Here is a 19,341-nt window from a genome sequence, read left to right on the forward strand (position 1 = left end):
CGTATGATTGAGTAGAAGTAAACTTATTCCGAGGGAGGAACAAGATAAGATGAATAACCACGAGATTGATTACAAAATACATGGCGATGATATGCAGTTTGTAGAAGTGGAGCTCGATCCGCGAGAAACGGTTGTAGCTGAAGCGGGCGCTCTGATGATGATGGAAGATGAAATCGATATGGAAACGATTTTTGGTGATGGATCCGGCTCTTCAAGCGGGGGAATCATGGGTAAACTGATGGGGGCAGGTAAACGTATGTTGACTGGAGAGAGTCTCTTCATGACAACGTTCACGAATAATGGATCAGGCAAAAAGCACGTCTCTTTCGCTTCTCCTTACCCCGGGAAAATCATTCCGATGGATTTAAGTGAACATAACGGCAAAATCATCTGTCAAAAAGATGCGTTTCTGGCCGCCGCAAAAGGTGTATCTGTCGGGATTGAATTCCAGCGAAAACTCGGTACCGGCTTTTTCGGTGGTGAAGGGTTCATTATGCAAAAGCTCGAAGGTGACGGCATGACATTCATCCACGCCGGAGGAACAATTATCGAGAAAAAGCTCCAACCTGGTGAAGTATTGCGTGTCGACACGGGATGTCTCGTAGCGATGACACATGACGTCGGTTATAACATTGAAATGGTTAAAGGCGTCAAAACTGCATTATTCGGTGGTGAAGGATTATTCTTTGCAACACTGCGTGGTCCGGGAACAGTTTGGGTTCAATCTCTGCCGTTTTCAAGACTTGCAAGCCGCGTCTTTGCAGCTGCACCACAAACACCTGGCGGCGGATCACGTGACGAAGGCAGCATTGCAGGTGGCTTGTTTAATATGCTTGGCGGGAAATAAAGTTAGCGATAACAGTTATGGATTTCCACCGCCTAAGGTGAATTCATCGTACAGTAAAAGGGTTGTCTCAAAAGTCGGTTTTCCGACTGATGATTCAACCCTTTTTTAAAGGATACGTTTTTCAACCTATAGCAAAGAGAGGCTTAACTGCCTGCATCCCTCCTACTTTTCAGGTCTGCCAAATCGCTTCACTCCATCAAACTGATGTGACTCCATTTAACAACAACCAAATATATCTGGCTTCGTCACTGCTTCCCGGCTCAATCGCTTGATGTCTCGGATAAGGACTCGTTTTTGCTTTGAACGTCATCAAATGCCTGACATGGCCATTCAATTTCGAGGCTTCATTTAACATCTCTTCCACATCCAGTGATTTACCTTCAGATGCAATGTCTTCAAGCTTCCAGTCAAGATAGTGATAAGCTGCGTCATGGTCCGAACCTTTTTCATAGCGCACCATGATTTCTGCCGCTTCCGTGAACCGTTCAGCGTGAATGAGTGATGCCACCGCTTCATATCTTGCTCCTTGGTTGTCCGTGCGATTCATTCTCAACAAATCCGTAAACATTTCCGCCGCCTCAGTATATTTTCCGTTACTGAAAAAATGAATACCATACGCAAATGCTGCACGCATGAAGGGTCGGTTCGGGATATTCTGCCAAGGATTCTCTCCCGGCTCGAACGTTCGGCTCGCATACTGGATTGCTTTCTCATACAACTCGGATGCTTTCTTATAGTCCTGTTCAACTTCCGCCTGCAACATGAGAACATCCGGATTATCCGGTCCAATTTCCTTTGCACTCTCCGCCAGTTTTCGGCGCTCTTCTTCTGTTTCTGCCCGATAAGCCTCATACGCAAGAAGCTGCGCACGTCCTTCCGCAACGCCCTGTTTCCGTTCTGGCTGGACAACACCACCCATTGTCATCGATGTTTCCCACAACGCTTTTTCTGTCGGTCGGGGATCTGTTCCAATATCGTAAACCCGTGCCGCCATCGGTTCATCACCGTTATCCATCATATCTGCATAAAGAGCTGCAAGTTCTGCCTCATACACGAGCATGCCTTCATTGGCAGCACCAAATTTCTGTTGCACTTCCTCATTTGTAAGTCCTGTGTCTTGTACCACTCCAAGCTGAATACCCGTTTTTACTGCAGCTGCAAGGAAGTCCTCTTCCACCGGCACATCCTGATTGTCGTTGAGGAAATAAGCGACTGCTAGTTTGTGCATAATTTCACGTCCGTCTGCACGTTGACTTAGTTCCCGAAGTACGGCGTCAAGGGCTGTCAGCGCGCTCAATTGCGTCGGTGCCAGCACCTCTTTGACAAGGTCATTCATAGAAGCCATGCTTCGTTTGATGAACAACTCGTAAATGTCGAGCGCGTGGTCACTCAAAAATTGCTCAGTCGACTTATCGGATACCTCTTCTCTCAATTCTACAAGTGATTTCTTCGTCTGCTTACTCCACTTCGCAAGGAACATCATCGACGAAACAGGGGCGACTGTATAGTCCCCTTTTCTAGAATCACGAAGGACAACACCGAACAACAATGTACCCACATCTGCCGGCATTCCTTCGTTGCGCGTCACATAGTACTCTTTACCGCTAAACAGCTCCCGCGCTTTCAGTTTACCCCGCTCAACTTCTGTAATTTGCGCAAGCAATATGAACGGCTCGCTCCACTTTTCCAATATAGAAACGACAGAATCACGCTTCACTTGTTCAAGTTGTGCTGCTAAGTATGTATGCCACATCTTTTTATTATGGATGAATAAATAAAACTCACTTGCCGCCTCTTCAATATGTTCTTTCTCCCAGCTGCCCGTGAGGCGGTTTACCCATTCCCGCATCATTTGCATCATTTCCTGGCGATCGGCGTTTTTCGGATAGTCATTAAAATAAGTACCGAGAATACGGTCCAGCTCTTCATTGACAATCATGTCAACGAGGTTCGTCCCTTCCGATCCACAGCACTTCTTATATTTCTTACCACTTCCACAAGAACACGGATCGTTTCGTCCAATCATTTCGCACACCCCTTTTTAAGAAAAAACACCTAACTCTTTACTCTATATTAACAGACAGACCCTAATACCTCGAATCACCTTGAGGCAATATATTCGAAAAACAGCTTCACTTCCTTAATGAATGCCTCTATTGAAGGAGACACATATCTGTTTTTCATATAAGCCAAATACACAGTTCTCTCCAGTGCCGGTGACTCGATTGTTTTACTTACGATTGAAAAATCATGGCGTCCTTGCAAATAGTTTTCTGGAATAAGTGCGATACCTAAATTTTCGCTGACTAAACTTAAAGCCGTTTCAAAACGTTCAATTTCATACTTGACTGTCGGAATAGTGTCTTCCAATTCGAATGCATGCAATATATCTTCCCTTGTCTGGAACCCTTTAGTACTAATAATGAACGGCTCCGACTCTAATTCTTTCAGCGTAATTGATTCTTTCTTCGCCATTAAGTGGCTTTCATGGAGGACTAGCACAAGTTTTTCCTTGTATAACGGAACCGTTTCTATATCCACTTCTTTGATTTGCTGATTCGTAATGATGGCATGCGTTTCGTATTTCCTTAACGAGGTCTTCACATTGTCACCGCCTAACACTTCAGTTAACCGAATGTGCATATCAGAGAACTTTTCATTATATCGGGAGATTACTTTAGGTAACCAATACTTTACCGATTCAATCATGCCAATTTGGAGTTCTCCTTTACCGACAAGCTTCACTTCTTCCATTTCCTTCTTCACGATTGTCATTTCTGATAATAAATGAATTGCCCTGCTGTATAAAACCTCTCCCGCTTCTGTCAATCTAATATTCCTTGTATTACGTTCAATAATTTGAAATCCTAGATCACGTTCCAAATTTTTGATGGCTTTACTTAATGATGGTTGAGAAATATGTAACTTCTCAGCCGCTTTTGAAAAACTCATATGATTGACGACAGAAACAAAGTAATTTAATTGTTTTAATTCCATACTACCCCTCGCTTCCACACTTATAGTCTAGAGCTATAAATATATAGTAATTATATATTAGAAATTATAAATCCGGTACTTTATAATTGATGAGTAACGTGTATCTGAAAGTTCAGAAAGGGTGGAGCAATTGCTTAACAAAGTAGATAATCATATATGGTCAGGGCGTACGGATCATCTTGAAAATAGAACAAGTTTCCGATATCACCAAGTAGTTGAAGTTATCGCGATGGAAGATTTATCTCCATCATCTCGCACATGTGCAATCATTGGTTTTGAAAGCGAGGAAGGTGTTCGTCGCAACAAAGGACAACTTGGTGCAGCCAAAGCTCCAAACGCCTTACGCAGTGAACTTGCCAAACTGCCGTGGAAGTTTTCGGTAAATGAGCGACTTGTCGATGTCGGAAATATACAATGCGTAGGTACAGGGCTAGAAACAGCCCAACAGCAACTAGGAGATACTATTGCAAACGTATTAGAGAAAAAAATGACACCGATTATTCTTGGTGGCGGCCATGAAACCGCTTACGGCCATTATCTCGGTGTTCGTAAATGGATTGGTGAAGAAGCTTCTCTTGGAGTTATTAATATAGATGCCCATTTCGACTTACGCTCATACGACGAACAACCTTCTTCCGGGACGATGTTCAAACAAATCCTGGAGCATGATAACATGAGCAGCTATTTCGTCGTCGGAATCCAGCGCTATGGAAATACGCAGGAATTGTTCGATACAGCCGACAGGCTCGGTGTCAAATATGAATACGAAGAGAATATGCATATCGGAAATATGAACAAACTTACATCGGATCTCGAACAATTCATCAACCAACATGACTATGTTTTTCTAACATTATGCACGGACGTACTGAACGCGGCCTTCGCACCCGGTGTCAGTGCTCCTTCACCATTCGGATTAGATCCTTCCGTTGTCCGTTCAATCATTCGAACAGTTACAGCACATAAAAAAACACTGTCGTTCGATATTTCGGAAGTGAACCCCATTTTGGATGAAAACAACCGTACAGTAAAACTCGGTGCTTACTTAACAAATGAAGCAATTACAACTTTTTTAGGAGGGGAAATTCATGACGCTAGTTCTTAATCAAGTCACCACAATCTTCCTTTCTATTGCATTGCTAACTTTAGGGATGGTTTTAGTTAAGAAAGTTGGTTTCTTACGAAAATTCTGCATACCTGCTCCCGTTGTCGGCGGATTATTATTCGCTGTTTTTGCAACCATTTTCAAGTCTCTCGGATGGCTAGAAATTACACTTGATACATCATTGCAAAGTTTATTCATGCTTACATTCTTTACAACGATTGGTCTAGGAGCAAGCTTTAAACTCATTAAACTCGGGGGAAAACTCCTCGTCATTTACTGGCTTGCATGTGGATTTTTAGCGCTTGCGCAAAATACAATCGGTGTATCTATGGCTTATTTGTTCGACCTGCATCCACTTATTGGAATGATGGCTGGAGCAGTTTCAATGGAAGGCGGACACGGAGCCGCCACTGCATTCGGACAGACCCTTGAAGACATGGGTATCAATTCAGCCCTATCAATCGGAGTCGCAGCAGCCACATTTGGACTTGTTGCCGGAGGTCTCGTTGGCGGTCCTACAGTTAAGTACCTTATTACGAAACATAATCTCAAACCGTCGGAAACGGATGATGATCTCGGGCTTCCTATTGAAGAGAAAGAAAAACCAATTCAAACAGATTCTTTCTTCACGCAAATTTTGCTTATCACACTTTGTATGGCACTTGGTACATACTTAGGTGATTTATTCTCAGCTGCAACAGGATTCGTTCTGCCAGGGTACGTCGGTGCCATGTTCGTTGCTGTTCTTGTTCGGAATATTGTTGACAAAATCAATCCAAAAGCAGTCGATATGAAGAGCATCAGTTTAATCGGCGACGTTACGTTAGGAATCTTCCTGTCAATGGCACTCATGAGCATCAAACTGTGGGAAGTTGCAAATTTAGCTCTTCCGCTACTAGTTATCGTCTTCATACAAGTTGTTTTCATTGTCTTATTCGGGATTTTTGTCTTGTTCCGTCTACTCGGCAAAGACTACGATGCAGCCATCATGGTAGCTGGTTTTACAGGTCACGGTCTCGGCGCCACTCCTAATGCAATGGCTAATATGGCGGCAGTCACAGAAAGGTACGGCCCTTCAACAAAAGCATACCTCGTAGTTCCGATTGTTGGTGCTTTCCTCATCGATGTATTTGCGATGCCAATTATTATAACGACGATAAACCTGTTCAATTGATAATAGTAAGCTTCCCTCATTACATTTCCATGTAATGAGGGAAGCTTTTTCGTTCGTTCAGATACTCATACACAGGTTTTATTCATTAATAACTCCTCTAGGCCATATACTTATAATGCTCTGAAACTTGTTATTTTAATGACAGCCTCCTTAAAATACGCTACCCTTAAACAAAACGACTTGTTTTATAAGTACATACATATTCGTTTCATCGAAAGGACTGACCTTATGCCTCAACAAGAACACTGGAAATCAAAAATAGGTTTTATATTAGCTGCTGCCGGTTCAGCAATCGGATTAGGCGCAATTTGGAAATTCCCTTATGTAGCCGGGACTGGCGGTGGTGGCGCTTTTCTACTGGTCTTTTTACTATTTACGCTGTTATTAGGATTCCCTCTCTTAATCGGTGAGTTCATTCTCGGTCGTAAAAGTCAAAGTGACGCAATTACTGCCTACAAAAAGCTTGCGCCCAATTCAGGTTGGCATATAACAGGAATCATTGGCGTCGTAACCAGTTTCTTAGTGCTATCATTTTATAGTGTTGTTGGAGGATGGATTATCCTCTACTTATTCAAAGCATTAACAGGTGGTATTTCCGGACTTTCGCAAGACCAGTTCGGACCGTTATTCGGCCAAATTATTTCAAATCCATTCGCTACGTTAGCCGGTCAACTGATCTTTATGGTGCTAACAATTGTTGTTGTAGCCCAAGGTGTTCAAAAAGGGATTGAGAAAGCAAGCAAGATTATGATGCCTGCTCTCTTCATTTTATTTATCATTATCGTTGCCCGTTCTCTTAGCTTGGATGGGGCAATGGAAGGCGTAAAATTTCTGCTGGTACCGGATTTCACTAAATTAACGTCTGAAACGATTTTATTCGCTTTGGGACAAGCCTTTTTCACTCTCACATTAGGTGCTTCTGTTATGGTTACGTATGCTTCCTATCTTCCTAAAACGCAAAACCTGCCGAGCTCGGCGATGTCCATTATCGCTATGAATATCGTCATCGTTCTGTTAGCCGGCCTTGCGATTTTCCCGGGTGTGTTTTCATTTGGAATGGCACCGGATGCAGGACCGACATTGATTTTTTCCGTACTGCCTGCTGTATTTAACCAAATGCCCTTTGGGGTGTTTTTCTTCATTGCATTTTTGGTTTTATTTCTATTCGCGGCTTTAACTTCCGCTTTCTCTATGATTGAAATTATTGTTGCAACAATGACGAAAAATGATCCTTCAAAACGAAAACGATTCACTTGGATAATTGGAATGGCAATTTTCGTTGTTGGAATTCCATCTTGTTTATCATACGGAGTAATGGCTGATGTGAAGTTTTTCGATAAAACGGTATTCAATTTAGTCGATTTTGCAGTAAGCAATGTATTGATGCCTCTTGGCGCATTATTGATTTCGATATTCATCCCTTTAAAGATAGCTAAAACAGATTTGTTTAATGAGATGAAGCAAGGGTCGAAAGTCGGAAAGACCTTCTTCAACATTTGGTTCTACCTTTTAAAATATCTGACCCCTATCGCAATCATTATTGTTTTCCTTGATGCACTAGGTGTGTTTAACTTGTTCGCAGACCATTAAAAGTAATTGAGAACTTTTCTTCCAAACGAAGAGGCAGTTACTTTTACAAAATCCCCAACTCTGTTGGCAGAAATGGAATGAGTTAATACACGTAACTCGAAACCATCATCGCAAATCGGCGAAAAGTTGAACTGGCAATAAAAAAAGGAAGACTCCTTACTCTGTAATATTAAAGACAAGTAATTGTATATGATGACTTATCCCGTCATGGCTTGTTTATAATGTTACACACATTATAAAAATGCACATTACTAAAAGTAAATTTTAGTATGTGCATTTTTATTTTGGCTAATATTTCTGCATTGTTTTATTAAAAGGTTAAACATTTACACTTACGAAGAAAAGCATTAAAATTAGAACAAATATTCTTTTAATGGAGGGGGTTAATAATTGTATTGGTATGAGTATTGTCCGAAGAATGTTGAAAGTAAATATCAACTGTTAGTATTTAAAGATAACAAGCCCTTTCTACCTTTGACAGACTATTACCAAGATTGTTTAGGGCGAATTGATAAGAGCTCTGCAACATCTAATTTAAAGTGCTTATTACCCTTTTTCAAGTGGCTAGAGGAAAAAAGTAACTATCAGGGAAATCGAGTGCTATGGAATGAATCCGAAGGAAAGATACGTGTAGCTGTTGAGGATTATTTACAGCATGAAATGGGCTGTAAAGTTCGTGATAAAGATTCATTTCGTTTTGTGAATTTAACAAATAAAAGCCCTACTACTATTAGTCGTTTTTTATCGGCACTAAAGTCATTTTATATGTCAATGATTCGTTTAAAATACTATCCACATCATAACCCTTTAATTGACGGGCAAGCGATTCTACATAGCTATAAAGAAGAGGTAAGAGGTGTTCGAGAAGATAAACCTAGAATGCCTCCAGTTGCAGGGACAGAAGACCCTATCATTCACCGAAGATTAACAGATTCCTATTTTAAAATCATCAATGAAGAATGGCAGCCACAAATTATTGATGATATGAATTTACCTTATCAAGTTTATCAAGCAGGAAAAAAAGTAAATTGGTCGCAACGTGAAATGATTATAGCTCGTATGCTATTCGAAACGGGAGCAAGGGCATCGGAAATTATTGAACTAACTGTTGGAGATTATCGTCAGCGTAAAAGTCATCAAGAGGTCAGTACGTTTAACAAAGGGAGTCATGGTAGGAAGATCAAGTTCCTACGCTTTAGTAAAGATACAGTCAAGCGATTGTTTCACTATATAGACACCGAGAGAAAATCCTATGATGAAAACCATTTAGGATTTGAACAATTACTTGACGATGCACCAATCTTCTTATCTGCAAATGGAACAGCATTTACTTATCATGCTTGGTATTATCATTGGAATCGGGCAATGAAAGTTAGTGAATTAAGTTTAAACCCGCATAAAGCAAGACATTGGTTTGTTACTTCTCGCCTGAGAGAAATTTATAATATTTCCATGAATGATGCTGAAATTCAACAGCGTAAAAACGAATTGATTAAATATATGAAATGGAAAAATCAAGATACCATGAATATATACGAACATCATTTTGACGAAGCAAAACATCGAGAAGCTCATGAAAATATGATGGAACAGATGGCACAAAGAGAGCAAGATTACACTAAGCAGCGTAAATCTTCTGGAAAACCAAAGCTAGCAGTCATTGAAACACCAAAAATTGAACTAGTCGATGAAGACTTAAAAGAGTTATTAGAAGGGTTGGAATAAAATTGACTGACACAACACAACTAAGACCAGCGACGGAATGGTATGATAAATGGCTTGGAAAAATGGATACAAAGCTAATGTGCCTAAAGAACGGTCGAAGCGAGTTTTTAATCGACAAAGTAGATCAACGGAATCTTAAACAACTTAATAATAATTGCTTAAATTTTGATTGGAAGAATCACCTTTTATTGATTATATTAATCGAAGTAGCTCAAAATAAAGATACTGCAACTATTAAAAGAATCCTCGGGACATTAAGCACACGATTTAAAGATATTTTCAATCATTTTAACATTACTAGACTTTTAGACTTCGATCCGAATGTTCATTTATATGGATATTTAAAAGGTGAGGTTTTCCCTAACGATTCCAACAGCAAAAGAAGCGAGTTGTTGGGATGCTATAGTAGAGCCGAGTACACTACAAAAAAATGGATTCATAACAACTTATCTCTTGAAGAACAAGAATATTTTAACCTGTTTCTATTGCACCCCATTTTGTTTGACCCAAGAGATTTTTCATTTCGAAAGTTAGCAAAAGAACAAGCTCAAACTATTCGTAAAGATGAAACAGATGCTATTGTTCCAATGCTTCCAACGATACGTGCAGAAGCAAACTTACGATGGAATCAGATGAAAAGACTACGTGATGCCTTTCATCAACAAATACAGGAGGTAAAAACTAAATCTTTATCACTACCAATTGAGTTTTTCTACGATGAACCCGAACGAATCGGGGAGAGATTTCATTTTCGTTTATGGGATAAACCATCCTTTGTATTGCATCACCAAATACATTTTTCAGAAACTATTATAAAACAAGCAACACAGTAGAAGGTAACTTATTCTGATAAAAACAACGCTTATTTCCTTGAGTTTATTCGTGCGGAATCAATAGAGGACGAATCAGAAGGAGAAGGACTTTGGTTCAATGAATTGATTGAATTTAATGTTATTGGAGGTTGGTCTAGGAATAGACCGATTGAAGAACATGAACGTATTTTAAGGTTTCTATCTTTATGGGGCTACGAACAAGGGCATCAGCAAAAGCCCTCTCCATTTCTATCTCAACATAAAGGCGTTTTAACACTGTCAACTTTTGTTACTTTGCACAAAGACAAAGCACAAGGACTATTAATTGATGTTGAGCCATTTTATGTAGCTTGTACATTTGGTCTATTAGCAACAGATATTTTAACTACTACTGGTGCAAGAATTAATGAATTACTTCAAATTAATAATACGAAAGAGTGTATCCTTATAAAAAAGGTTAAAGAGAAGTTGCATTTCTCATTTAAAGCTATCCCTAAAGGACGAGATTCATTAGAAGAATTTTATATAAGCAAACAGACTATGGAGCATATTCAAACCGTAGCAAGATTGTTAAAAGAGCATTATACTGTTGAGAAAATTCCAAGTGTTTTATATAGGAGTGATAGAAAGCATTTTTTCCCTAAGCCTATGTCCTATTATTTTCAATACGAAGGTAAAGCAATAAGAAAGGATGCTATATACAGTTCCATTCGATTCCTCCTTCATGGATTGGTTTTTGAAACACAAAGTGGTAAGCCCGTAACAATCAAGACCCACCTTTTACGCCATGCTTTTGCAACAGAAGCAGTCCAGCGACAAAACATGAATATTGATATTGTCGCAAAGATGTTACATCAGAGGGATTTGAATATAACAGCTTATTACTCTGCACCAACATCATCGCAAATCGCTGAATCAGTAAGTGAATTACATGATGTCATTTCAAGCTATGTCGATATTGATGATGCGTATTTAAGAAGCCCTAAAGAGTTGCAACAGCAATTTGATGAACACGCTGAAAAGGTTGGTGTATATAACAAAGTATTAGGTGGTACTTGCGTGACCGACTTCGTGTGTCCAACTAAAATGCAGTGTTTAGGTTGTAAAGCAAAAGTACCTGAACCAGACCAAGAGGATGAACTTTTAGAAGTTATTCAATTATCAAAGGATATGGAGAAACGATTCAAGAAGATGGGGTTAGAAGTTGAAGTTCGTAAAGCAAAAGAAATGGCGAAGCAAGCTAAGATTGAATTAAAAGAGATTGACTTGATAAAAAAATATAGAGAGGAACGTAATTATGAACCAGCAACAAAGCGTAATCCATTCAGATAAACGGCAATGGCTCGACAAAGTGCATCAGCAACGTAAAGACCGTTCACTTACTATCGGTATTCAAACGATTGATTTTCTCGTAGAACAAGGAATTCCCGTAACTTATAACAACATTAGTGAGCATTCAAAAGTAGTTGATGAAAAAGGAAAAGGCATCCATCATAATACGATTAAACGCAATGAGGAACTACATTCATATTATCAAAAGCATAGCAGAACGTATAAAGTGAAAAATACGCGTAAAAAGCCTGTAATGCCCTCTAGATTTGACGAAGCATCTTTAAGAAGGATTTCGTCTGAACGCGATGTAAACGTCGCCCAAAAGAGGTATATGCAGCTTTCGAAAGAGGAATTGGTGAATAGATTAATAGCGGTTGAAAAATACGTTGCAGAAAACCAAGAGCGATGGGTAACTAATCAATTTGAGCAGTTCAAGTAGATGATTAATGAGTTGAAAAATAGCCTCGTTAAATTATTTTTAACAAGGTTATTTTAACTATCTTGTTCAACAATCGCGCCCTTTTCTTGAAGAAGACACATAAATCATTGTGCTAAATCAATACATTTAAAAACAAAAATATTAACGTAATAATTATACCAAAACTAAAACCTAGAATATGTACGATAAATGCACCCATCCCATAAAAGTTTCCAAGTATCAAAATAGCAAATATGTAAATTACGGGCCAGCTATCAAATTGTAAACTAAGAAATTCTTTGTCATATAGGTGTAGGATAATTATGCAGGCAATAAGTGCATAAATTCCCGGCGATGCTCCAGTGCCTTCTGTGTAATTTGCAAAAATAGCATATACAAGATATGTAATTATATTTCCGATTAAGTAAATAGTTAAGAACTTCCAACTACCAATCTTATCTTCAAGAATAATACCAACAAAATACATACCATAAACATTGCCTAATAAATGCAATATATTTTGATGAAAAAATGAGCCCGTAAGCAGTCGATACCACTCTTTACCCTGCATATTATTAAAACTTTTCCCACCAGCCAATTCCAAAAAAGTATCTTTAAATATTAGTTTATCCAATATAAAAACTAAAATGTAGAGAACAATAATTATTGTATAAACGTTAGCGTTATCCTTTCCAAAAATTGTATCCACTCCCTTCCTTTTCAGCATTAACTGCGTTCCAAGTTCGATGCTCTTTCTACAAAAAATTCCTTATTGCGATATTCTGGTCCAATTGTGACAGCACCTATATTTCACCTTCCATCGCTGGCTCCTTCACTTCTTCCTGTTCCTTAAGATATTGCTTTACTTTTTTATTAATGAAAAAATATCCCAATAGAATCAGGCCACTAAACACCAAACTACTTATATTCATATAGATAAGCATCTTTCCATAGCCCGCTGCTCCATATGTTTTCACTAAAAAGGCTTTTAACGTACTTAGAAAAATTCCACGAACTATAAATAATAAATTAAATATTTGAAACCACATAAATAATCCGTCAGAGTTAAATAACCTCTTGCTAAACTCTCGTGGATCCCCATATAGATAGGCAATGTCAACCATAAAGTATAGTGCCATAGGTTTTCTAATTATCATTGAGATTAAATAAATTATACAAGTTCCAAAACCTAGATAAACCTGATTCCAGAGCATACTATCAGCCGATGTTGACAACAAATTAACAGCGGTACTTATGAATAACGATGTTATAATAAAAAGACCTGCAATATTTAGCTCTTTTTCTTTTATAAAGCGATAAATAGTATAAATAAATCCAGGAACAGTTGATAGTAGGATGGCTGTGTAATCACCAAGTGGTTCCTTTCCGTAAGTCCAAATGAAAAAAGGGATAACTGCATAAAAAATTATGTCGTAGATTACTAGCTTTTTATTCAAATATTAAACCCCAGCTTTCTGATAACGTTGTAGGAATTTTATTTATCCCATTTTTTTTCAGAATAAATTACTCAACAAAATGGCCCGTTTGTTGAAGAGCTATCTATATCATAATACCATATCTGCCCATTTAGTAGGCATCAAAAAAGTGCTACGTACTAGATGTTTCTACTACATGTTATGGCCCGATACGACATAAAAGAGATCGTCAATGACGATCTCTTTTTCTTCAATTAATATAGCTCTTATAATGTTGCACATTCTATAAAGGATGCTGATATATCAAGAGGAACATGTTATCTCTTGACTTTTAATAAAATCGACGAGGAGTCTTCCTTTTTCTATCCTTCTTTCTCGCAGTTCAAATCCCAAGTAAAGCCAAACTTATCTTTCACTTTCCCATACTTAGCACCCCAGAACGTATCTTGCAGTTCCATCAGTATTTCGCCTTCTTCCCGCAGACCGTTGTAAAGATGGTTCGCTTCTTCCACGTTTTCACAGTTGATAAGAAGAGCCACGCCGTGTTTGTTGTTTTCAGACGGCTTGTCCGCGGAATCGGCAAGCATGATTTGAAAATCACCTTTTTTCAGATGGCAATGGAGAACATAATCTGCTGCTTCCGGCGGATGTGGGAAATTAGCATCCGCATATTTCTGCATTCCGACTTCCTCAAGTCCTAGCAAATTTGCATAGAATTCAGCCGCTTCTTTTCCTTCTCCATAAAACGTTAAATATGGAATGATTGTACCTTTCATATTGTTACCTCCTCCTATGTGGTGACAGTCACCAAGTCAATTTAGACACAATTCATTCGTCTGCTGTTCTTTACTGAACGATACCTTTTGGCTGGCGGCCTTCAAGTACATCCGTAATTGCCTGTGCGTTCAAGTTCATCATCGCAAGGCGTGTCTTAATGCTGGCACTGCCGATATGCGGAAGGACTGTTACGTTCGGCAATGTAAGAAGCGGATGATCGAATGGAACTGGTTCTTTTTCAAACACGTCGAGCCCCGCCGCCCAAATCGTACCGTTCTTCAATGCAGCATAAAGAGCAGCTTCGTCAACAATTCCCCCACGAGCGACATTAATAAGAACCCCCGTATTTTTCATAAGGTCAAGTTCCCGTGCACCAATCATCCCCGCGGTTTCTGGTGTAAATGGTGCTAGAATGATAACAAAATTCGCCTCTTTCAGCAGTGTATCCAAATCTCTGAATTCAAGTCCGTACTCAGCTTCTGCATCCGGCTTGCGGTTGCGATTATGATAAAGAACTTGCATATCAAAGCCTTTTGCCCGGCGCGCCACCGCTTCACCGATTCTTCCCATGCCAATGATGCCAAGTGTCGCTCCTCCAACATCCATGCCCGTAAATCTCATCGGCGCCCATGAAGTCCAATTGCCTTTTCTAATTTCATTTTCTGCAGAGATTAATTTACGTGCCGTCGCTAGCAGGAGCGCAAAAGCAAGATCTGCAGTTGTTTCAGTCAACACACCCGGTGTATTTGTTACGATGACGTCATATTCCTTTGCCGCTTCCAAGTCAATATTATTATAACCAACGGCCATATTGGCAACGATTTTAAGCTTCGTACCCGCTTCAAAAACCTCGCGATTGATGCTATCCGCCAAAACCGACCATAGTGCATCCGCTTCTGCCACTTCTTTCAATAAAACAGCGCGCGGAACCGCTACACTTTCTTCGTCCCACATCCGTACATCAAATTTTTCATGAAGCGGCGCAACCGCCTCTTCTGTCAGCTTTCTTGTAATGAAAATTCTTGGCTTCACTTAAATCCCCCTATTCCCACAATTAACAATAGTGTAGCATATAGTGTGAACCAATTGGTCGACGGTCAACTTTGTAAAAAGCCTGCCCAAGACTAATGTAAGTAGATATGGTTACTTCAAGATTGAGAGATGATTTCCATGAAAACCGCTACTTTACAATCCCGCATTTTTTCATATGGCGCACTCTTTGTTTCCATAATAGCAATCATTATCGGTGTTTCCTTCTATTTTACAATGTCGCAAGGTATCGAACAACAGATTGGAGACCAGGCGCTAAGTATAGCCAGGACAACAGCAGACCGCCCCGATGTCCGTGCAGGGTTTGGACACGCTGATCCAACGGAACTATTGCAGCCTATCGCCGAAGCGGTACGACTCAAAACTGGTGCTGAATATGTCGTTATCGGAAACAGCGAAGGTATCCGGTATGCTCATCCTGTTCCAGAACGGATTGGGCAAAAAATGGTGGGTGATGATAATGAACGCGCGCTTCTTTCAGGAGAATCCTATATTTCCGAGGCGACCGGGACACTCGGGGCCGCCTTACGCGGGAAAACACCAGTATTTAACGAGGATGGCAAGATTATCGGGATTGTTTCCGTTGGTTTTTTAAAAAAGAATATTTCCTCTATCTTTTTTCAGTATGCCGACAACATTTCCTATATCGTACTTATCGCAATCATTCTAGGTATTATTGGTTCCAGCATTCTGGCACGCAATATAAAAAAAGAACTTTTTAATTTAGAGCCTGCGGAAATAGCGAACTTATTCACCGGACGAAACGCTCTTATTGAGTCTGTGCGAGAAGGAATCATTATGGTTGACGCAAACGGTATCATTACAACTGTGAATGTGGCTGCATATGAAACGCTTTCCCTCCCTAATCAATCGGAACTAATCGGTCGGACGATTCAGGAAGTGCTTCCAAACACACTTCTTCCAAAGGTACTTGAAACCGGAGAACGGCATCTCGATCGCCCAATGGAAATTCGCGGAAAAAAGGTAATTGTAAATCGCGTCCCCATCCGTGTTGGCGAACAGATTGTCGGTGCGGTTTCAACTTTTCGGCTACAATCAGACATCGACCAACTCACAATGGAATTATCACAAGTGAAACGGTATACGGAAGCGCTTCGTGCACAAACCCATGAATACAATAACTTTTTATATACAATATCGGGTCTCATTCAACTCAATTCATACGACGAGGCACTAAGCCTGATTCACGAGGAAACAGCTGACCATCAATCGCTCATCCAGTTCGTGACAAAGCGGTTGCAGGATCCATTTCTAGGAGGAATTATTATCGGTTTCTTCAACCGGGCAAAGGAATTGAAGGTCCGCTTCCTTCTTGATGAAGATAGCCTCTTAAAAAAACTCCCGAAACACTTAGAAAAAAACCATTTCGTTTCAATCATTGGAAACTTAGTTACAAATGCTTTCGAAGCGACCGACTCTTTTCCGGAAGAAAAACGAATGGTCCGCATCTTCATTCTGGATAACGGGGAAGAGATCTTAATTGAAGTTGAAGATTCTGGACATGGGATAGCTGATGAAGTGCTGGATGTACTCTTTCAAGAAAAGGTATCGACAAAAAATCAAGGTCACCGTGGATACGGACTTATGAAAGTAGCAGAGAATGTAAAAAATCTCAGTGGTTCTATCACACTCGAAAAAGGCGATTTAGGCGGTGCATTGTTTATCATTTCCATACCGAAAGGAGGGTTTTCAGATGACAAATCTCATTGAAATCTTAATAGTTGAAGATGACTTGCGAATTGCCGACATCCATCAGCGATTCATCGAGAAAATAGAGGGCTTTACAGTCGTAGGTTCCGCGCATACCGGTGATGAAGCAAAAGATTGGATTTCAGCATTATTGCCAGACCTCGTTTTGCTCGATGTCTATTTGCCCGATGTACTCGGTACAGAGCTAATGGATTTCATCCACAAAAACAGCCCTGAAACAGATATTATTTTCATCACCGCCGCGGCGGAAATTGAAGTTGTAAAAAAGGCGTTTCGCCACGGAGTCATCGACTACATCCTAAAACCGCTCACATTCGATCGATTTAAGGAAAGCCTCCTTTCTTATAAAGTTAAAAGGGAAACACTTTCAGGTGAAGGACTCATACAGGAAGATTCCATCAAATCTCTTTGGAATAAAACGCTACCCGCTTCATCAAACCCTGATTACATTCCACCAAAAGGGATTGACCCCATGACGAAAGAGAAAGTAGTCAGCCACATTAAAAATATAGAAGGCGGAATTACTGCAGAAACACTTGGATTGGAAATCGGCGTGAGCCGTTCGACCGCAAGACGTTATCTAGAATACCTCGTCTCAGAAAAACGTGCATTTACAGAACTTCTATACGGCTCAGTCGGGCGTCCTGAAAGAAGATACTTCATAAAAAAACGCTGAACAGTATGAACAAAATGATGTTTACTCTCATTATCAAACTTATAAACGATAACTTTTAATTGAATAAATATTCTGATAGATTGATGACAGCGAATGAAAACGCTGTCATCATTTTTAATTATAAGGGGGATTATATGAAGATGTGGAAGAAACTTACGACGGTTGCCCTAGCAAGTATGCTGGCACTCAGCCTCGCAGCATGTTCTGCGGATGAATCAGAAGGAAAAGTGGAAGGAGCTACCTCGAAATATCCGGAGAGTAACATAACAATTGTCGCTCCATCCGGCGCAGGCGGTGGATGGGATTTAACTGCCAGAGCGATTGCAAAAACGATGAGTGAAACAAATCTAATCGATAAGTCAATCGTAGTTGAAAACAAACCTGGTGGCGGTGGTGCTGTTTACATGGCAGAATTTGCAACAAAAGAACTAAAAAATGATCATGTCCTTCTTGTAAAATCTCCGCCAATCTTAATCAACAATAACAAAGCGGAAGGAAACAGTGCTTACGGCTATAAAGACACAACACCTTTGGCGCAATTAACACGTGACTACGGAGCAATTGTCGTCAAGGCGGATTCGAAGTTCAATTCATTGAAAGATGTACTAGAAGCAATTAAGAAAGACGCGAAATCGGTGACGCTTGCCGGCGGATCGGCTCCCGGATCGATGGACCATCTTGTCGGTGTCTTGCCCGCATTTGAATATGGAATTGATCCAAAAACAGTAAAGTATGTATCGTATGATGGCGGCGGAGAGGCAGTTGCAGCATTGCTCGGTGGAAATGCAGACGTTATCGCTACGGATGCCTCCACTATTGGAGCATATCTGAAGTCCGGTGATGTCCGTGTCCTCGCTGTCAGTTCTTCAGAACGGCTTGGCGGTGAATTGACAGAAGTCCCTACATTTAAAGAAGAAGGGATTGACGCCGAATTCACCATTTGGCGCGGCATCTTCGGTCCAAAAGAAATGTCGGAAACGGCTTATGACTATTGGTCCGAGAAGCTAGAGAAAATGGTGGAATCAGATGAGTGGAACGCGGAACTGGAGAAAAACGGGTGGGAAAGCGAATACCGTAATGCTGACGACTTCACTACCTACTTGGAAGAACAAGACAAAGTGATTGTGGAATTGTTAACAGCACTCGGAATGCAAAAATAACATTATTCGGGCGGCTTCAGCAGCCGCCTTTTCTTTTAGGGAGGTGTCGAAGACTATGAGTAAAACGTTCGATCGATACAGCAGTATCGCCTTTTTACTGATTGGTCTTTTATTTGTAATCGAAAGTCAAAAAATTTCAGACAGTGCCTATGGTTCATCAGTTGGACCGAAAATTTTTCCAATGTGGCTTGGCATTATTTTAATTCTATTAAGCTTGCGACTTCTATACGAAACGTTTAAATACAAGACTAAAACAACTTCTGGACTGAAGCTTCAATATAAGAAATTCATTATTATCGTTATCAGCGCAGTTTTGTATGCATTTCTATTGGAAAAGGTCGGATATGTCATCTCGACGTTCCTTTTTTTACTCATTGCTTTCCAAACGATGGAGCGTGGTCGATTACTGCCTTCCACCATTATTGCAGCTGCATTTTCATTTGGAATTTACTATTTGTTCGCGAAACTTCTTGGTGGGTCATTGCCAGGGTTTCCTGTATTTTAGCGCGAA

Annotated in this window: 18 protein-coding genes; 12 read left to right on the plus strand and 6 right to left on the minus strand. The window is 40.1% G+C overall.

Annotation, left to right across the window (positions count from 1 at the left end):
* Positions 1-49 precede the first annotated feature (49 nt).
* Positions 50-847, plus strand: coding sequence for a TIGR00266 family protein (locus MKZ11_RS01935; protein ID WP_340792380.1), 798 nt, complete (start codon positions 50-52; stop codon positions 845-847).
* A gap of 196 nt (positions 848-1,043) precedes the next feature.
* Here MKZ11_RS01935 and MKZ11_RS01940 read toward each other — a convergent pair whose 3' ends face one another.
* Complete coding sequence (locus tag MKZ11_RS01940) at positions 1,044-2,873, minus strand: SEC-C metal-binding domain-containing protein (protein WP_340792381.1); 1,830 nt, start codon at positions 2,871-2,873, stop codon at positions 1,044-1,046.
* A gap of 74 nt (positions 2,874-2,947) precedes the next feature.
* Positions 2,948-3,844 carry a LysR family transcriptional regulator gene (locus tag MKZ11_RS01945; RefSeq protein ID WP_340792382.1) on the minus strand — a complete coding sequence of 299 codons (897 nt, stop codon included), beginning with the start codon at positions 3,842-3,844 and terminating at the stop codon, positions 2,948-2,950.
* Between the two features lie 121 nt (positions 3,845-3,965).
* On the opposite strand from MKZ11_RS01945, the gene hutG reads away from it, so the two are divergent.
* The 7 genes from hutG to MKZ11_RS01980 all read left to right on the plus strand — a co-directional run bounded on the left by hutG (position 3,966) and on the right by MKZ11_RS01980 (position 12,021).
* Positions 3,966-4,949, plus strand: coding sequence for a formimidoylglutamase (gene hutG, locus MKZ11_RS01950; protein ID WP_445326968.1), 984 nt, complete (start codon positions 3,966-3,968; stop codon positions 4,947-4,949).
* Entirely contained in the window at positions 4,933-6,123 is a 1,191-nt protein-coding gene (gene gltS / locus MKZ11_RS01955; protein WP_340792384.1) for a sodium/glutamate symporter, read from the plus strand. The genes hutG and gltS overlap by 17 nt, the downstream gene beginning before the upstream one ends.
* Before the next feature lie 228 nt (positions 6,124-6,351).
* Positions 6,352-7,713: a sodium-dependent transporter gene (locus tag MKZ11_RS01960; RefSeq protein WP_340796889.1), complete on the plus strand. Its 1,362-nt coding sequence runs from the start codon at positions 6,352-6,354 to the stop codon at positions 7,711-7,713.
* A gap of 390 nt (positions 7,714-8,103) precedes the next feature.
* The gene (locus tag MKZ11_RS01965) at positions 8,104-9,438 is read left to right on the plus strand and encodes a tyrosine-type recombinase/integrase (RefSeq protein ID WP_340792385.1); all 1,335 of its coding nucleotides are present in this window, start codon (positions 8,104-8,106) and stop codon (positions 9,436-9,438) included.
* 2 nt (positions 9,439-9,440) lie between these two features.
* Positions 9,441-10,271: a hypothetical protein gene (locus tag MKZ11_RS01970; RefSeq protein ID WP_340792386.1), complete on the plus strand. Its 831-nt coding sequence runs from the start codon at positions 9,441-9,443 to the stop codon at positions 10,269-10,271.
* 102 nt (positions 10,272-10,373) lie between these two features.
* The gene (locus MKZ11_RS01975; RefSeq protein ID WP_340792387.1) at positions 10,374-11,582 is read left to right on the plus strand and encodes a site-specific integrase; all 1,209 of its coding nucleotides are present in this window, start codon (positions 10,374-10,376) and stop codon (positions 11,580-11,582) included.
* On the plus strand, positions 11,548-12,021 hold the full coding sequence (locus MKZ11_RS01980) for a hypothetical protein (RefSeq protein ID WP_340792388.1): 474 nt from the start codon (positions 11,548-11,550) through the stop codon (positions 12,019-12,021). Before MKZ11_RS01975 ends, MKZ11_RS01980 begins: the two co-directional genes overlap by 35 nt.
* Positions 12,022-12,133: 112 nt before the next feature.
* Here MKZ11_RS01980 and MKZ11_RS01985 read toward each other — a convergent pair whose 3' ends face one another.
* The 4 genes from MKZ11_RS01985 to MKZ11_RS02000 all read right to left on the minus strand — a co-directional run bounded on the left by MKZ11_RS01985 (position 12,134) and on the right by MKZ11_RS02000 (position 15,245).
* Positions 12,134-12,709: a rhomboid family intramembrane serine protease gene (locus MKZ11_RS01985; RefSeq protein WP_340792389.1), complete on the minus strand. Its 576-nt coding sequence runs from the start codon at positions 12,707-12,709 to the stop codon at positions 12,134-12,136.
* A gap of 94 nt (positions 12,710-12,803) precedes the next feature.
* Positions 12,804-13,457: a VC0807 family protein gene (locus tag MKZ11_RS01990; protein ID WP_340792390.1), complete on the minus strand. Its 654-nt coding sequence runs from the start codon at positions 13,455-13,457 to the stop codon at positions 12,804-12,806.
* Between the two features lie 341 nt (positions 13,458-13,798).
* Positions 13,799-14,212: a VOC family protein gene (locus MKZ11_RS01995; protein ID WP_340792391.1), complete on the minus strand. Its 414-nt coding sequence runs from the start codon at positions 14,210-14,212 to the stop codon at positions 13,799-13,801.
* Between the two features lie 70 nt (positions 14,213-14,282).
* The gene (locus MKZ11_RS02000) at positions 14,283-15,245 is read right to left on the minus strand and encodes a 2-hydroxyacid dehydrogenase (RefSeq protein ID WP_340792392.1); all 963 of its coding nucleotides are present in this window, start codon (positions 15,243-15,245) and stop codon (positions 14,283-14,285) included.
* 138 nt (positions 15,246-15,383) lie between these two features.
* Between MKZ11_RS02000 and MKZ11_RS02005 the strand changes: the two genes are divergently transcribed.
* The 4 genes from MKZ11_RS02005 to MKZ11_RS02020 all read left to right on the plus strand — a co-directional run bounded on the left by MKZ11_RS02005 (position 15,384) and on the right by MKZ11_RS02020 (position 19,335).
* Positions 15,384-16,994 carry a sensor histidine kinase gene (locus MKZ11_RS02005; RefSeq protein WP_340792393.1) on the plus strand — a complete coding sequence of 537 codons (1,611 nt, stop codon included), beginning with the start codon at positions 15,384-15,386 and terminating at the stop codon, positions 16,992-16,994.
* Positions 16,978-17,670 (plus strand): response regulator, encoded by a 693-nt coding sequence (locus MKZ11_RS02010; protein ID WP_340792394.1) that lies wholly within the window; start codon positions 16,978-16,980, stop codon positions 17,668-17,670. The genes MKZ11_RS02005 and MKZ11_RS02010 overlap by 17 nt, the downstream gene beginning before the upstream one ends.
* A gap of 140 nt (positions 17,671-17,810) precedes the next feature.
* Positions 17,811-18,830, plus strand: a complete 1,020-nt coding sequence (locus MKZ11_RS02015; protein ID WP_445326969.1) for a Bug family tripartite tricarboxylate transporter substrate binding protein — start codon at positions 17,811-17,813, stop codon at positions 18,828-18,830.
* A gap of 55 nt (positions 18,831-18,885) precedes the next feature.
* Positions 18,886-19,335: a tripartite tricarboxylate transporter TctB family protein gene (locus MKZ11_RS02020; protein ID WP_340792395.1), complete on the plus strand. Its 450-nt coding sequence runs from the start codon at positions 18,886-18,888 to the stop codon at positions 19,333-19,335.
* The last annotated feature ends 6 nt before the right edge of the window (positions 19,336-19,341 follow it).

The sequence above is a fragment of the Sporosarcina sp. FSL K6-1508 genome (assembly GCF_038007465.1).
In the GTDB taxonomy this organism is placed as follows: Bacteria; Bacillota; Bacilli; order Bacillales_A; family Planococcaceae; genus Sporosarcina; species Sporosarcina psychrophila_B.

Coding starts and splice junctions, on each gene's coding strand:
- MKZ11_RS01935 (WP_340792380.1), top strand. CDS start 50: ATGAATAACCACGAGATTGATTACAAAATACATGGCGATGATATGCAG.
- MKZ11_RS01940 (WP_340792381.1), bottom strand. CDS start 2,873: ATGATTGGACGAAACGATCCGTGTTCTTGTGGAAGTGGTAAGAAATAT.
- MKZ11_RS01945 (WP_340792382.1), bottom strand. CDS start 3,844: ATGGAATTAAAACAATTAAATTACTTTGTTTCTGTCGTCAATCATATG.
- gltS (WP_340792384.1), top strand. CDS start 4,933: ATGACGCTAGTTCTTAATCAAGTCACCACAATCTTCCTTTCTATTGCA.
- MKZ11_RS01960 (WP_340796889.1), top strand. CDS start 6,352: ATGCCTCAACAAGAACACTGGAAATCAAAAATAGGTTTTATATTAGCT.
- MKZ11_RS01980 (WP_340792388.1), top strand. CDS start 11,548: ATGAACCAGCAACAAAGCGTAATCCATTCAGATAAACGGCAATGGCTC.
- MKZ11_RS01995 (WP_340792391.1), bottom strand. CDS start 14,212: ATGAAAGGTACAATCATTCCATATTTAACGTTTTATGGAGAAGGAAAA.
- MKZ11_RS02005 (WP_340792393.1), top strand. CDS start 15,384: ATGAAAACCGCTACTTTACAATCCCGCATTTTTTCATATGGCGCACTC.
- MKZ11_RS02010 (WP_340792394.1), top strand. CDS start 16,978: ATGACAAATCTCATTGAAATCTTAATAGTTGAAGATGACTTGCGAATT.
- MKZ11_RS02015 (WP_445326969.1), top strand. CDS start 17,811: ATGTGGAAGAAACTTACGACGGTTGCCCTAGCAAGTATGCTGGCACTC.
- MKZ11_RS02020 (WP_340792395.1), top strand. CDS start 18,886: ATGAGTAAAACGTTCGATCGATACAGCAGTATCGCCTTTTTACTGATT.